Source organism: Acinetobacter sp. USHLN143, from assembly GCF_037145695.1.
GTDB lineage: Bacteria > Pseudomonadota > Gammaproteobacteria > Pseudomonadales > Moraxellaceae > Acinetobacter > Acinetobacter fasciculus.
Genome location: NZ_JBBCWZ010000017.1, coordinates 1 through 15,266, shown reverse-complemented (window position 1 = coordinate 15,266; position 15,266 = coordinate 1). Strand labels below are relative to the sequence as shown.

At 40.4% G+C, this 15,266-nt stretch carries 6 protein-coding genes, 8 pseudogenes and 1 other annotated feature; of the genes and pseudogenes, 8 read left to right on the top strand and 6 right to left on the bottom strand.

The window, feature by feature from the left end; genetic code table 11:
* Position 1 precedes the first annotated feature (1 nt).
* Positions 2 to 1,684, top strand: a complete 1,683-nt coding sequence (locus WFH18_RS06715; RefSeq protein ID WP_100358239.1) for a fructose-specific PTS transporter subunit EIIC — start codon at positions 2 to 4, stop codon at positions 1,682 to 1,684.
* Positions 1,685 to 1,713: 29 nt separating this feature from the next.
* Here the strand turns inward: WFH18_RS06715 and WFH18_RS06710 are convergent.
* Positions 1,714 to 1,950, bottom strand: a pseudogene (locus tag WFH18_RS06710) (hypothetical protein); the annotation flags it as partial.
* 247 nt (positions 1,951 to 2,197) lie between these two features.
* On the opposite strand from WFH18_RS06710, the gene WFH18_RS06705 reads away from it, so the two are divergent.
* Positions 2,198 to 5,545 carry a DEAD/DEAH box helicase gene (locus WFH18_RS06705; RefSeq protein WP_336754713.1) on the top strand — a complete coding sequence of 1,116 codons (3,348 nt, stop codon included), beginning with the start codon at positions 2,198 to 2,200 and terminating at the stop codon, positions 5,543 to 5,545.
* Between the two features lie 18 nt (positions 5,546 to 5,563).
* On the opposite strand, the gene WFH18_RS06700 is transcribed toward WFH18_RS06705, so the two are convergent.
* The 4 genes and pseudogenes from WFH18_RS06700 to WFH18_RS06685 all read right to left on the bottom strand — a co-directional run.
* Positions 5,564 to 6,853 carry a type II toxin-antitoxin system HipA family toxin gene (locus WFH18_RS06700; RefSeq protein WP_004282132.1) on the bottom strand — a complete coding sequence of 430 codons (1,290 nt, stop codon included), beginning with the start codon at positions 6,851 to 6,853 and terminating at the stop codon, positions 5,564 to 5,566.
* Complete coding sequence (locus WFH18_RS06695; RefSeq protein ID WP_004282130.1) at positions 6,850 to 7,158, bottom strand: helix-turn-helix transcriptional regulator; 309 nt, start codon at positions 7,156 to 7,158, stop codon at positions 6,850 to 6,852. The genes WFH18_RS06700 and WFH18_RS06695 overlap by 4 nt, the downstream gene beginning before the upstream one ends.
* A gap of 142 nt (positions 7,159 to 7,300) precedes the next feature.
* A pseudogene (locus tag WFH18_RS06690) lies at positions 7,301 to 7,615 on the bottom strand (transposase); the annotation flags it as partial.
* Positions 7,616 to 7,747: 132 nt separating this feature from the next.
* A pseudogene (locus tag WFH18_RS06685) lies at positions 7,748 to 7,943 on the bottom strand (IS3 family transposase); the annotation flags it as partial.
* Between the two features lie 62 nt (positions 7,944 to 8,005).
* On the opposite strand from WFH18_RS06685, the pseudogene WFH18_RS06680 reads away from it, so the two are divergent.
* The 6 genes and pseudogenes from WFH18_RS06680 to WFH18_RS06655 form a co-directional block, all read left to right on the top strand.
* Positions 8,006 to 8,308: pseudogene (locus WFH18_RS06680) on the top strand (transposase); the annotation flags it as partial.
* 40 nt (positions 8,309 to 8,348) lie between these two features.
* The gene (locus WFH18_RS06675; RefSeq protein ID WP_121979843.1) at positions 8,349 to 11,015 is read left to right on the top strand and encodes an excinuclease ABC subunit UvrA; all 2,667 of its coding nucleotides are present in this window, start codon (positions 8,349 to 8,351) and stop codon (positions 11,013 to 11,015) included.
* A gap of 165 nt (positions 11,016 to 11,180) precedes the next feature.
* A pseudogene (locus WFH18_RS06670) lies at positions 11,181 to 12,120 on the top strand (IS5 family transposase).
* Between the two features lie 451 nt (positions 12,121 to 12,571).
* Positions 12,572 to 12,853 (top strand): annotated as a pseudogene (locus WFH18_RS06665) (ISNCY family transposase); the annotation flags it as partial.
* Positions 12,847 to 13,211: pseudogene (locus WFH18_RS06660) on the top strand (IS3 family transposase); the annotation flags it as partial. The pseudogenes WFH18_RS06665 and WFH18_RS06660, both read left to right, overlap by 7 nt.
* A gap of 196 nt (positions 13,212 to 13,407) precedes the next feature.
* A complete protein-coding gene (locus tag WFH18_RS06655) occupies positions 13,408 to 13,869 on the top strand; it encodes a DIP1984 family protein (RefSeq protein WP_004281794.1) in 462 nt (153 codons plus the stop codon).
* A gap of 386 nt (positions 13,870 to 14,255) precedes the next feature.
* On the opposite strand, the pseudogene WFH18_RS06650 reads toward WFH18_RS06655, so the two are convergent.
* Positions 14,256 to 15,266, bottom strand: a pseudogene (locus WFH18_RS06650) (IS3 family transposase); the annotation flags it as partial.
* Positions 15,084 to 15,200: a sequence feature (AL1L pseudoknot), on the bottom strand. (Overlaps the previous pseudogene by 117 nt.)

The following is a 15,266-nucleotide window of genomic DNA, read 5'->3' as shown; positions in this document are numbered from 1 at the left end:
GATGCAAGAGATAAAACATATTTTATTTGTGCCACATAGTCCCGAGCAGCCGATTAATGCAGTGATTTTGGCCAAAAAACTCTCCAAAGCAGCAACAGCACTTGGTATTTCCAATCATGTGGCGACATCAGTCGAGCATCTTGATTTATCAAATGTTATTGATACGGTTGTTTTTGTTGGACAGAAGTCGGCAGATGCAGATCAACTGCGTGACAAGGTTGTGAAAGTCATTGGTTTGAATAACGCACAACACGATGCGATCATGCTTTTGCAACAAGTTCTTGAGCATTCAGATGCTTTAGATGAAACTATTGCAGCCAATGTAGGGGTTACACGGTTTGTCGCCATTACAGCATGTCCAACTGGTGTTGCGCATACGTTTATGGCGGCCGAAGCCTTACAACAAGGTGCAGTAAAGCACGGTTATCAGATTGATGTTGAAACCCAAGGATCGGTTGGGGCTAAAAATGTTTTATCGGCAGAAAGTATTGTCAAAGCAGATGTCGTGATCTTAGCAACGGATATTGAGGTCAATACAGATCGCTTTGTAGGCAAACGCGTATATCGCTGCAGTACAGGATTTGCCCTTAAGCAAACGGATAAGACTTTTGCAAACGCAATTGCTGAAGCCAAAGTGCTTGAAACGGGTAAGCAAACAGCCACTAAGACAGAAAATGAAAACAAAGAAAAAACTGGAATTTATAAACACCTTTTAACAGGGGTGTCTTTCATGCTGCCGATGGTGGTGGCGGGCGGTTTGATCATTGCCATCTCGTTTATGTTTGGCCTCAATCCTGTTGAAGGAAGCTTTGCCGCATCCTTAAAGCAAATAGGTGCTGCAGCATTTACTCTTATGGTACCTATGCTGGCAGGTTACATTGCTTATTCTATTGCGGATCGTCCGGGTTTAACTCCAGGTTTGATTGGCGGTTTACTTGCAACACAATTAGAGGCAGGCTTTCTCGGTGGATTAGTTGCAGGTTTTATTGCAGGTTATATTGCGTTATTTTTATCGAAACAGCTTAAACTCCCAAGTAGCCTAGAAGCATTAAAACCAATTTTGATTATTCCACTATTGGCCAGTTTAGCTGTTGGTTTAATCATGATTTATGTGGTTGGGCAGCCTGTTGCACAATTGTTTGAATTACTCACACACTTCCTTGCCAATATGGGGACGACCAATGCCATGATCATGGGGATTATCCTTGGGAGTATGATGTGTATTGATGTTGGGGGGCCAATAAATAAAGCGGCTTATGCCTTTACGGTGGGCTTACTTACGTCACAAACATACGGACCGATGGCGATTACCATGGCTGCGGGTATGGTACCGCCATTGGGTATGGCAATTGCAACTTTTCTGGCAAAGCATAAATTTGCCAAACCTGAGCAAGATGCAGGGAAGGCTGCTGTAGTTCTGGGCCTATGTTTCATCTCGGAAGGGGCTATTCCGTTTGCTGCCAAAGACCCGATTCGAGTGCTTCCATGCGCGATCGCAGGTGGTGCTGTAACTGGGGCTTTGGTTGCATTATTTAAATGTGAACTAGTCACTCCTCATGGCGGTGTAATGGTACTGATCATTCCGAATGCGATGAATTATCCATTAAAATATTTATTGGCGATTGCGATTGGAAGTGTGGTGACTGGTGTAGCTTATGCCGTGATAAAACAACGGTTAGAATAAGCCCTTCATAGAAGCTTTGTGAAAGCTATTTAGTGCAATAAATGAATATTATGCTCAATCCTATTTTGGATCAGTTGGAGAGTCTCTGCTTGAATTTGTCTAGGTAATAGGTCATGAGCGATATTGCTGAATCGGATTGCAACCTTACAAATCGAGCCAATAATTTCATCGACTTCTTGGACACAAAGTTCCGCTTCCTGAGTACCAAGTTTTACAAGAGCTTGTCGAGGAATATCCAGTGCCTCACCCATGATATCCATTTGATGTGCAGGAAAGTTCTAAACCTTTACTGATCGCTTCTGCACTGTATTCAAAGGCGATTAATGGCCGACCTGTGATTGCGGTTGAGGAGACCAATGTACCCCAAAGCCAATATTCACCCCATCCATTGTAGTAAACATTAAGTTTTTGAGCATGGATTTATTTCCTTTTGATACGTTGGCGAGCAATACTGTTCTGAAATGACAGCTTTGTCCGTTATAATTGTATAAACATTTTTGGTTTCTGGTAATTATGTCCTCATTGATCAATTTTCTATCTCGCTTTAGTACAGCAACTCTTCAGCGCAGTCTGAGCTATGCTAAACACATTGATAGGGAAACGATTGAGTTCTTTGAGGAAAAAGACGGGGTTACGATGTATGCCCAAATTGAAGGGACAGATTATTACGATACTGCAATTACCTATAATCCCCAAAAAGACCGTTTAATCGATGACGACTGCACTTGTCCGGTTGGATATAACTGTAAACATGCTGCTGCTTTAGCGCGGTTATTCTTTCAGGAATATCGCCAGGAATTTCAGCAGCGTTATGCTGACTCTCAATCCCCGCAGGGAATCGCAAAACGCCAACGGGGGGATGATCAGGCGCAGCGCTGGTTGAATGATTTTAAACGTTATTTACAACAGACTGAACCAGAGCAATCTGTCAAAACAAACAATTATTTAATTTACCTGCTAGATCAGTCTGTCAGCTTAAAGAAATTGACAGTTGATGTTCAGAAGGCCAGACGCAATAAAAACGGCTCAATTGCGGGGGAAAGTTATTATACCCAATATGAAAATATCACCAGAAAGCATCTGACTTTACCTGAACAAAAACGACAATTATTTAACCAGATTTATTATTATGCCAAAATAAACAGTGACGAACGCTTTTATCAAAGCAATCTTGATATCTCCAGAATTTTATTGGAACATTTCAAATCTTTTATTCAAAGTGGCGATGTGTACTGGCAAAAAAAGAGCCATACTGCACTTCAATGGTCAGAACAAGGCTATCACATCGAACTGATCTGGCAACAAGGTGTAAACAAACAGACAGAGCATTTAAACATTGAATTGGTCAATGGTGATATTCGACTCGATTTGAAATCAAATCCACATATTCAGATTCTCGCGAGCCATCCCCCATGTTATGTGGATATTCAACAGAACACGGTGGGCCAGTTATATGGTGAATATACGGCAAATCTTCTGTACCATTTTTTACAGATGCCTGATCTTCCATCTATGCTCTTGCCAGAGTTTGAGAAACTGACTCATCAATATTCAGACGTGAAAAATCTGCCTCAGCCCGAGTCTATTCAGCATATTGATGTCCTTGAGGGAAGTCCCCAGCCAATTTTACGCTTCGGTGTTTTAGATAAATTTGATTGGAAATGGGAAGAGTCTGTTTGTGCCGAAATTGAATTCTCCTATGTAGGCGGACGAATAAAAGCAGGTACATCAGGTGACAGTTTTATTGGTGAGCAGCATGGCAAAATGGTGCGACAGCTTCGGGACTTAGTTCAGGAACAACAGTCAATCCAGCGTTTACAGCTATTGGTCGAATCACTGAAGTGGGTGAAAGATCTTAATTATTACCAGCAATTAAAACTGGATAAACAACGTCTTGATTCTATGGTTTTTGCGTTCTATGGAGACTGGATCAAACAGCTGATGCCCATCAATCAAATTGAATTGATTGGATGGCAGATAGAGCATCTGGAACACAGCCCATTTAAGCTGCAATATGTTGAAAATTTAAATATTTCCATCACTGAATCTGAAAGCCAACAAGACTGGTTCAATATCGGGGCGACCGTTCAGGACAGTGCAGGCAATAGCTATGATTTACTCGATGCACTTGTGGCTTTGGTGAAAGAACAGCCTGATTTACTTGATCCACGGATTTTTGGTCATCTGAATGACAGTCAAATTTTCACCCTGAAAACTGCAGCGGATCAACCAGATTTGGCTTTATCCGCAAAGGACATTAAGCCGGTATTGTTGCATCTGCAGAGCATTTTACAGCAAGAAGAGCGTAGCATAGATCGCTATGATGCGAGTCAACTATTAGAATTACAGCATCATCTGGGGATGGTGTGGCAGGTCAGTAATCGCCTGCAGCAATTTGCGCAGAAATTCAAACAAGGCTATCAGCAACAACTGCCGACACCACAAGGTTTTCAGGGGGAATTACGTCCATACCAGCAGCAGGGCCTAGGCTGGTTACAGTTTTTAAGGGAAACCCAGCATGGCGGGATTCTGGCGGATGATATGGGTTTGGGTAAAACAGCACAAACTTTAGCCCACTTACTCATGGAAAAGCAGGCTGGTCATTTGCAGGACAGACCCGCCTTAATTGTTGCACCCACATCGCTGATGCATAACTGGTTCAAAGAAGCGGAAAAATTTACCCCTGAGCTCAAGGTACTGCTGCTACAAGGCCTCGACCGCCATCAGTATTTTGAGCAGATTTCACACTATGACATTGTGTTAACCACCTACCCGCTCTTGGCGAGAGATGAAGAGCAACTGAAGCAATATGAATATCATCAACTCATTCTGGATGAAGCGCAGAATATTAAAAATCCGCGTGCCAAAGCTGCACAGGTAGTACGGCAATTAACAGCGCGACATCGTCTATGTCTAACTGGTACACCTATGGAAAATCATTTGGGTGAGCTGTGGGCACTATTTTATTTTCTAATGCCAGGATTTTTATATTCACAAGAAATCTTTAATAAAAAGTACCGCTATCCTATTGAAAAACGCGGCGATCAGCAGTTAAGGCAAAAGTTGGTAAACCGCATTAAACCCTTTATTTTACGTCGCTTGAAAACTGACGTTGCCAAGGAATTGCCTGAAAAAACCACGATTGAAGTCAATATTGACATGAATGAGCAGCAATCCAATCTATATGAGGCTGTTCGCGCCACGATGCAGGCAAATATTCAGAAAATTGTGGCAGAAAAAGGCTTTAAGCGTAGTCAAATCCAAATTTTAGATGCCTTGCTGAAGCTGCGTCAGGTCTGTTGTCATCCTAGCTTGCTGAAACTGGATTCAGTTAAAACCGGGCAGGCGTATTCTGCCAAACTTGAACAGTTGATGGATATGGTTGTTCCAATGGTGGAAGAGGGACGAAAAATTCTTATTTTCTCTCAGTTTACCTCAATGTTGGAACTGATTGAACAACAGCTCTATCACGCAGAAATTGGCTATGTGAAGCTGACTGGAAAGACCAAAAAGCGAGATGAAGTCATTACAGCATTTCAGTCTGGACAAGTGCCGGTATTTTTAATCAGTCTGAAAGCAGGAGGGGTCGGTCTGAATCTAACTGCCGCAGATACGGTCATTCACTATGATCCATGGTGGAACCCTGCTGCTGAAGATCAAGCTTCAGATCGTGCATGGCGGATTGGGCAGGACAAGCCGGTATTTGTGTATAAGCTGATTACCAATAAAAGCATAGAAGAAAAAATTATTGCCTTGCAGCAGAATAAAGCAGAACTGGCACAGTCTATTCTAAGCACAGATCATGAGGGAGAAGCGAAACTGACGGAAAATGATGTGATGAAATTGTTTGAGAAATTTTAGCTTGGTTACAGGTTTCCTCTAATCATCTGTAAGTATCTGAAAGTCTGGATGCAATTTTTTCCAATGTTCTCTTAATTTTTCTTTATGAACAGAAATCATAGGTAAGTCTAGTAATAGCGCTGGCCATACTGACCGTGCTTTGTCCATAATGGCGTGAAGTTGTTTTTCAATAACACGCCATGGAACACCGACTTTTTCAGCCCATTGTTCAAAGTGTTTCATCTCAGCTAAATACCAATCTTTATTTTTGGCAAGATTCAATGCGAAATGAAGCTCATTTTCAATATATACACTAGTCATCAATATATCGTATGCGGGAGATAATCTTGGTGTTCTTTTGTCCTGATAAATCATACTCCAGTTTTTTAAGTGTGCATCTCCATTGGCGAGCAAAATGTTGACAAGTAAGCGGCTGGCAAATTGCTGAATATCAAGAATTTTGTTATCTGAAAATTGATAAATGATCTTTCCTATCTGCTCATAATTTGTGGTGCTGTATTTCTGCTGTGGATATGCACCGAAGATCTGAGCAAAGTCTTCGATGTGAATAAGCTCTGTAGTATCAGCAGTACTCTGTCTATCAAATCTTTTGATTGCAAAAGCATATTGCTCTTGGGGTAAATTTAATGGTGGAAGGTTTTGTAAGAGTGCCATATCCACCAAGCGAATCTCAGGGACATCTATTCCGACCATTTTGGCAAGGCTCATCATAGAATATTCATTTAGCGGAACAAAAGCATGTCTGGAAGAAGGAGTTTTGATAATCCAGTCCCCGAGTAGAGACGATTCCGTTGCCTGGACTAGTGTAAAACGCCCATCTTTGGCTTTCATGGAAAACTTCATTTGGACGCCGGCCAAGGAAAACTTATTATCTGTTCGAATCTCTTGCTTTAAGATCTGATCTGGATTAGAGATCTGCAGTTTGAATTTTATTTCATCTGGAATTTCTTCTGGATCTAATGGAGTCGCAATGAGTGCTCCAGGTAAATCATGACCTAAAGCTGCCAATAACTGAAATTCATTGTCTATATGTACTTTGAGGCTTTGTGCAATCAGTTCGCGTAATGCACCTTCTGGTAGCAAGTTTGATAGCAAGGGATGTAAACGCTGATGTGTAACATAGGTCTTTTCTAAAATTTTATCCACTTGAGGATACAAGGGGGAAGTCAGCAGGCTCAAGGTCGGGCGTTGCTGATCAGAGCGGAAAGAATCTGTAAAAACCAGAATATTTTTTCCGCTCTGAAATCCTGCCAAGTATCCAACGATACCGTGATGTAATGTTAATTTCAGGACGGCAACAGTATTCATGGTTCCTCTCCTCCGAGAAGACCCTTCCATGGGTTAGTCATTAAGTCATCCTGATCTTCAATAGTGACTTTAATTTCATCATTCAATAATTGTCTGATCAAATGAACCTTATCATCAGGGATGAGCATCAGTTGAGCATTTAATCCTGCCGCTATAATTTCTAAGGTCTCTAATCGAGGGTTGCCCTGACTTTCCAGTTTTTGGTACTGCTGTCTTGAAATGCCTGTACGGGATTGCATATCAACTTGCTTTAAGCCCAATTGGGTTCGTCTTTTTTTGATTTGCTGAAGTAAAGACTTATTCATTGTAGATGCATTTATTGCTTTTAGGTTCTGTAAGAAACATATTAGTTTCTTTTTTTTTGAAAAGCAATTTATGACTTTATCATTTCGATCGGCTTTGTTGCACAAAGATTTGAAATGCAAAGCGCCCCTAATTGAGCCAAATTTAAGGCGTAACTTGGGTAAGTGGTCGACCTAATTCCGTAAATCTGTTAAGGACTGCTACACGTGCATGGATCTCATTCACTTGGCTATCAAAACTCCTTGCACTGAGTTTATCTCCTAATAATTTGATGCAATGCATCTTAGTTTCAACCAAACTTCGCCGATGATAGCCTGACCATTTTTTCCATAGTGTCCTGCCTAAACGCTTAACTGTTCGAAGTAATTCATTTCGCTCTAGCGAGCTACTCTTTGTATCTTTCCATGGTTTCGCATTTTTTCTAGGTGGAATCACCGCATGCCCTTGCCGATCTGCAATGAACCGTACCGGGTTTGTCGGAGACTTTTATTTAAGTTAGGCCACCTGACCTAACGGGTTAATCTTATAATCGTACATTGCTTCAAGCTCAAAAGACGACACATAACTCAGCGCATCAAGCACCATATCTGTATTCTTACCACGCCATACACCTTGTATTTCAAGATTTTGCATCAATCGAGAACTGTATAGCGCGCAATAACATAACTTCTCGTTGCAGTTGTTGCCAGACTTTACGAACGCCATACCGGCCCGAACTTTCTTTCCAAATTCGTTTGATTTGCTTAGCATGATGAAAATCATGTAGATCTCGTTTTGCTCGATGTTCCCTTGCGAAGCGATGCGCTTCTCATCGCAGGAAAGTTGGTCTCCGACAAACCCGGTACGGTTCAGTATCCAAAAATTGGAGAATCCTGGCGGGCAAATTGGGAAAATATCCGAACGATCTTTAGCTATCCTGCTGAAATACGTCATGCGATTTATACAACAAATGCAATTGAATCATTGAATAGCGTGATCCGCCATTCAACTAAAAAGAGAAAGATCTTCTCTTCTGATGATTCAGTGAAAAAGGTCATTTATTTAGCAACTTCAAATGCTGCTAAAAAATGGACCATGCCAATTCAAAATTGGCGTTTAGCAATGAATTGGTTTACGATTCAGTTCGATGATCGATTAAAAGATCATTTATAAAAAATAAGACTTACACAAAATAATTTACAGGCTCAGAAACATGAAAATACATTCTTTTGGTGAACACAATAACATTACTTTATCTAATAATTGTATTGAAGTTCGAGGTGCACGTGAGCATAACCTTAAGGATGTAGATGTTTCTATCCCAAGAAATGCACTTGTTGTTTTCTCAGGTGTATCGGGTTCAGGAAAATCATCACTTGCTTTTGGAACTATTTTTGCTGAAGCACAAAGAAGATATTTCGAATCTGTTGCACCTTATGCAAGACGCTTAATAGATCAGGCCGGAGTACCAGATGTTGATGCTATTGATGGTCTACCACCAGCAGTAGCATTGCAACAACAACGTGGTGCAAGTAATACCCGTTCTTCTGTTGGAAGTGTAACAACTTTATCAAGTCTCGTGCGAATGATTTATTCGCGTGCTGGTGCATATCCTGCCGATCAGCCAATGTTATATGCCGAGGACTTTTCACCGAACACTCTTCAAGGTGCTTGTCCTACCTGTCATGGTTTAGGTCACATTTATGAAGTTACAGAATCGACAATGGTTCCTGACCCAACACTCAGTATTCGTGAGAGAGCTATCGCATCATGGCCACCTGCTTGGCACGGGCAAAACTTACGCGATATCCTAGTAACCCTAGGGTATGATGTTGATCGACCATGGAAAGATTTACCGCAATCGGATAGAGACTGGATTTTATTTACTGAAGAAACCCCAACAGTTCCTGTCTATGCTGGTTTAAGCCCCGCTGAGACTCAATCTGCACTTAAACGTAAACTAGAACCCAGCTATATGGGCACTTTCACTGGTGCTCGTCGCTATGTCCTTCATACTTTTGCTAATACCCAAAGTACGTTGATGAAAAAACGTGTTTCACGTTTTATGGAAGGAAAAATATGCCCTTCCTGTCATGGTAAACGCCTTAAACCAGAAGCCTTATCTATTACCTTTGCTGGAGTAGATATTGGTGAGTTTATGCAACTTTCTTTGGATAAGTTAACTTGCCTGCTTGAGCCCATTGTTCTTGGCAATTTCGACGCTCATGATGCTGGAGAAAAGACTAATAATAAAGTAACCCAACTTGATAGATCCGAACGAGCAACAACAGGTAGAGCAGTGCATTCTGTATCTCCAGATGTAAGACGTACGTCAGCACTTTCAGATGAAAAGAAAATTGCTGCCCAGCGTTTAGCAAATGGTGTGGTGGGGCGTTTAAATCAATTACGCCAGTTAGGTCTTGGTTATCTAACATTAGATAGAGCCACACCGACTCTTTCAGCGGGAGAGTTACAACGTTTGCGTTTAGCAACACAATTAAGTTCTATGCTATTTGGTGTAGTTTATGTACTGGATGAACCGTCTGCTGGATTACATCCTTCAGATAGTCAGTCATTATATGATTCTCTCGATAAATTAAGAGACGCTGGAAACTCCGTATTTGTTGTAGAGCATGATTTAGAGCTCATGCGTCGTGCTCAATGGTTAGTGGATGTTGGACCAGATGCAGGAGAGCAAGGTGGTAATATTTTATATAGTGGAGTACCTCAGGGTTTAAGTGAGATTTCAGCTTCACGTACTGCAAGTTATTTATTTAATAAAATCCCAGTTACGCAAAGTTATGGACGTACACCCTCTGGTTGGCTTGAACTTAACAATATTTACCGACATAACCTGCATAATATTGATGCTCGTATACCTCTTGGTGTACTTACAGCAGTTACAGGTATTTCAGGTTCAGGTAAATCTAGTCTCGTTTCTCAAGCTTTACCCGAGTTAGTACTTTCATATTTAGGCAATGAATCTGAAACTGAAAACAATAATGAAAATAATCCTTTAAATGAAGGAATGTTGGTTGCCGAGGTTACACAGGGTTCTCTGGCTGGTGATGTGGAGGCTATACAGCGTCTGGTACAGGTTGATCAAAAACCAATTGGCCGTACTCCACGTTCTAATCTGGCAACTTATACGGGTTTATTTGATCATGTTAGAAAGTTATTTGCTGGGACTCCTGAAGCTCGCCAAGCTCATTATGATGCTGGACGTTTTTCGTTTAATGTGGCTAAAGGGCGATGTGAAACTTGTGAAGGTGAAGGCTTTGTCAGTGTAGAATTATTGTTTATGCCAAGTGTATATGCCCCTTGTCCGACATGTCATGGTGCTCGATATAATGATGACACTCTGAAAATTCGCTGGAATGGACGTAATATTGCTGAAGTATTAGGAATGACCGTCAATGAAGCACGTGATTTTTTTGATGGAGAGGTCTCGATTGCTCGTTCACTACAATTATTAAAGGAAATTGGCCTTGGTTATTTACGTTTAGGGCAACCAGCGACTGAACTATCTGGTGGAGAAGCGCAACGTATTAAATTGGCGGCCGAGCTGCAACGCAATCAGCGTGGAAATACACTGTATATACTTGATGAGCCAACTACAGGTTTGCATCCATCAGATGTAGATCGATTGTTAGTTCAATTGCAGCGATTAGTCGATGCGGGTAATACCGTGGTTATGATTGAGCATGATATGCGTGCCGTTGCACAAGCAGATTGGGTGATTGATGTGGGACCAGGTGCTGGAAATGCTGGTGGGAATATTGTTGTGGCAGGAACACCAAAACAAATAACAGAAAATCAAGATAGCCGTACTGCTCCATATTTAGTTAATGAGTTAGTGAGTCGTGATACTAAACATTGATATTGCGAGTGGGTAGAATAAAACCTTAAATTAAAAGCCTGTAAAATCAATCAGATATTTTTTGTTTTAGGTGGTGTGTGAGCATGAAATCTAAAATTTTTTTCAACTAAGGGCTTTGTTGCACAAACCTATCTGTAAAGGCTTTTTCAGCGATATAATTTTCAAATGAAGAAGCCTACACACAAAATCTACCGCACAACCAATTGGCCCGCATATAACCGAGCACTCATGAGTCGCGGAAATATTGCCATTTGGTTTGATCCTGCTACGCAATGGTATGCGCCATCAAAAGGCAAACAAGGGCGAAATCAAACCTACTCCGACGCAGCCATCCAATGCGGCTTAATGATTAAATCCTTATTCCGTCTGTCTTTACGTATGGTTACTGGCTTTGTGCAAAGTCTGATTAAACTTTGCGGCTGAGCAGCCCCGAATATCAGTGATATTCGTACAGTACGCTTTGTAGAAGACAAAAGCATATTGATATTGCAATCAGCTACCAAAAAAGTAGCGATGGGCTGCATCTACTCATGGACTCTACAGGCATGAAGTTTCTAGGTGAGGTCGAATGGAAGCGCAAGAAACATGGACCTGAATATCGTCGCCAATGGCGTAAACTACATATTGGTATAGATGCCAAAACCCTGCAAATACGAGCAGTTCAGCTTACAACCAATAATGTCAGTGATTCACAGGTGCTTGGTGATTTACTTAATCAGATTCCACAAGATGAGCGGATTGACTCTGTTTATACCGATGGAGCTTATGACACCAAGCAATGCCGTCAGGTCATTGCAGATCGGCAAGGGCATGCGGTGATTCCACCTAGAAAAAATGCGAAACCATGGAAAGATACAAAGAGTAGCTCGCTAGAACGAAATGAATTACTTCGAACAGTTAAACGTTTAGGCAGGACACTATGGAAAAAATGGTCAGGCTATCATCGGCGAAGTTGGTTGAAACTAAGATGCACTGCATTAAATTATTAGGAGATAAACTCAGCGCAAGGAGTTTTGATAGCCAAGTGAATGAAATTCATGCACGTGTAGCAGTCCTCAACAGATTTACGGAATCAGGTCGACCATTTACCCAAGTTACGCCTTAAATTTGGCTCAATTAGGGGCGCTTTGCATTTCAAATCTTTGTGCAACAAAGCCCTTTGAAAGCGTAAAACTTTCATTGAGGACAACAATGGGTATAGACAGGGACAGTACGAGTTGAGGTGAAACAATAATATTAGTTGTTTTTTAGTTGAACCTTTTTTTGTCAATCGAATTGTTTTTAGTTCAAACATGATGAAGTTTATGAATTAAAATTTAATTCAACATATCATATTTATCTAATTAAAGGATAGTACTTTAACTTATTGAAATCAGGTGAGTGCAAGGGATATATGAAGTTATTGTTTGGTATACTTCGCTTAACATAATCAATATTATACGAAATCAGTTTGTTAGAACCCATTTAAAGTGTCTATATTCTCACCAATAAAAATGTCTGGTTTATGATGGTTTTTATCACCATGGACGGGATATAAAATATAGATGCTGATCACTATGTCGGATAAAGAACTTAAACGATTGTCGGTTTTGCAGGAAATCTGCGATCAACGCATAACTCAATCCCAGGCTGCTCAGCTACTTCTACTTCATATTTCAGAATGTCAGGTCAGACGCTTACTGCAGAAATACAAAGTTCAAGGTTCAGCTGCATTAGCCCATACGGGTCGTGGCCAAACCAGCAATTCCAGGCTTTCTGAAGAACTCAGACTCAAGTGCCTCAATATTGTTTCTGATCAACTGCATGGTTTCGGACCAACCTTGGCGCATGAAAAGCTTATTCAACAGGAGTTATGGTTCATTCTGACCAAGGCAGTCAGTACTGTAGTCGTGCTTTTAGAGCGCTATTATTGACGAATAACTGTATTCAAAGTATGTCACGCAGTCTTGCGCAGTACACTGCTCATGTTGGGACAATGCAGTGACTGAAAGCTTCTTTCATACATTGAAAGGTCATGTAATCCATGGCAGTGTGTTTGCCACTCGAAAAGAAGCGAATGCTGTCTTGTTTGACTATATCGAGATTTATTACAATCGAATCAGAATACATTCTGCAAATGGCTGGTTAAGTCCTGAAGCCTTTGAACAAAAATATTGTAAGAATTTAGAGGGATCGAATGTCCACAATACTGTCTAGGATCAGATAAAGGATTCTGCATCTGAAAAAAGGCCTTTAGCTTAATTCTGAGCTTCGACTAATGACAAAATATAAGACTTCTACCTCTGAAAATTATAAAAAATCAATTTTTTTGATTTTTAAAGAATGAGGATATAGTATTTGTAAAATTACTTAGCTGCTTAAAACTTAATTCTAATTGGTTAATAGGTGAAAAATGAAATTAGCAGAAGCTCTCTTACTTCGAAGTGATCAACAAAAAAAAATTATTTCACTAAAACAACGTATCAATGCAAATGTATTGGTACAAGATGGTGATAAACCATCTGAAGATCCAAATGAACTACTAAAACAAGTATTTGCTTTAATTCAAGAATTTCAAAAATTAAGTTATGCAATTCATGAAACTAATGCTTTAACAAAATTAAATGATGGTCGTTCTTTACTTGCTTTATTGACTTTGCGTGATGAATTTGTAGAACAGCACAAAACCCTAACTGCAGCAATAAGTAATACATCTCGTGAATCTGATCGTTATAGTACGCGGGAAATAAAGTGGCATAAAGTTATTCCAGTTTCATCACTACAAAAACAAGCTGATGATATTAGTCTTAAATTACGTGATTTAAATGTGGTGATTCAGTCGAGTAATTGGAAAATTGATTTGATTGATGCCTAATAGTCCTTTAGATATAATCAAGTTGAACATACTGGGCGAGTACAAGATCCCTTACTTCCACAACATAGGATTGTAAATAAAGTGTAGTGGCTTGCAAAGCAAGTGGATAAGCTTAAAATTTTAAGTACAAATCAATCCATCACTTGGCATAACTCAAATCTTTGTGCGAACAAAGTTACATGTTACTTATAACTACCATGTACTGACAGTATGTTCACCTCAATTACTAAAAATAAAGAAATGAGCAAGCACCAGCTCAACTACATTTCTATTTTTAATTCGGTTCGGCTTTGTTGCATAACGAGCTGAAAGACAGATTTTGAAAACAGCAGATTCAAATCACAAGTTGAACCGTACCGGGTTCGTCGGAGACTTTTTTATTTAAGTTAGGCCACCTGACCTAACGGGTTAATCTTATCATAGTACATTGCTTCAAACTCAAAAGGCGATACATAACCCAGTGCACTGTGTACACGCTTTTTATTGAACCAATCTACCCAGTTTAGTGTCGCAAGTTGTACATCTGCTAAACCTTGCCAATCTGCTTTTAAATATTCAATCACCTCTGTTTTGTATAAGCCATTCACCGTTTCAGCCAGAGCATTATCGTATGAATCACCAGTCGTACCGACTGATGCTCGTAAATTCGCTGCTTCTAAACGATTGGTATAGCGAATGGAAAGATATTGCACACCCCTGTCGGAATGATGAATCACATTCTTTGGCATGCCTCGATCATGCAATGCTTGCTCTAATGCATCGAGCACCATATCTGTATTCATTCGTGTAGATACTTTCCAGCCAACAATTGCTCGTGAGAACACATCAATAATAAAGGCGGTATAGACCCAGCCTGAATTTGTTTGAATATACGTAAAGTCACTGACCCACAGTTGGTCAGGATGATCAGCAGTAAAATTACGTTTCACTAAATCATCTGCTCGTTTTTGGTCATCTCGGCTACGGGTGGTTTGTTTGTTCTTACCTCGCCAAACACCTTGTATACCTAGCTTTTTCATTAATCGAGCAACAGTACAGCGTGCAATAATATAGCCTTCACGTTTCAGTTTTTGCCAGACTTTACGTACACCATACCGACCTGAACTTTCCTTCCAAATTCGTTTAATCTCCTCAGCATGATGCAAGTCATGTAAATCTCGCTTTGCTCGATGTTCTGGATTTTCGCAGAGATCTAGAGTCCGGTAATAGGTTGAAGCTGCGATCGGTAAAATCCTACAAATCGCATCAACACCATATAAGTCTTTATTGTTATGGATGAAATCCACCATTATTTGTGTGGGCGGTCGAGCTCCGCCTGGGCGAAAAAAGCGGCTGCTTTACGTAGAATTTCATTGGCACGCTTTAATTCTTTAATTTCACGTTCCATTTGCTTCATT

What these genes read in the sequence shown, in the direction of transcription:
- WFH18_RS06705 (WP_336754713.1), top strand. Translation starts at nt 2,198, where the DNA reads ATGTCCTCATTGATCAATTTTCTATCTCGCTTTAGTACAGCAACTCTT.
- WFH18_RS06700 (WP_004282132.1), bottom strand. Translation starts at nt 6,853, where the DNA reads ATGAATACTGTTGCCGTCCTGAAATTAACATTACATCACGGTATCGTT.
- WFH18_RS06715 (WP_100358239.1), top strand. Translation starts at nt 2, where the DNA reads ATGCAAGAGATAAAACATATTTTATTTGTGCCACATAGTCCCGAGCAG.
- WFH18_RS06695 (WP_004282130.1), bottom strand. Translation starts at nt 7,158, where the DNA reads ATGAATAAGTCTTTACTTCAGCAAATCAAAAAAAGACGAACCCAATTG.
- WFH18_RS06675 (WP_121979843.1), top strand. Translation starts at nt 8,349, where the DNA reads ATGAAAATACATTCTTTTGGTGAACACAATAACATTACTTTATCTAAT.
- WFH18_RS06655 (WP_004281794.1), top strand. Translation starts at nt 13,408, where the DNA reads ATGAAATTAGCAGAAGCTCTCTTACTTCGAAGTGATCAACAAAAAAAA.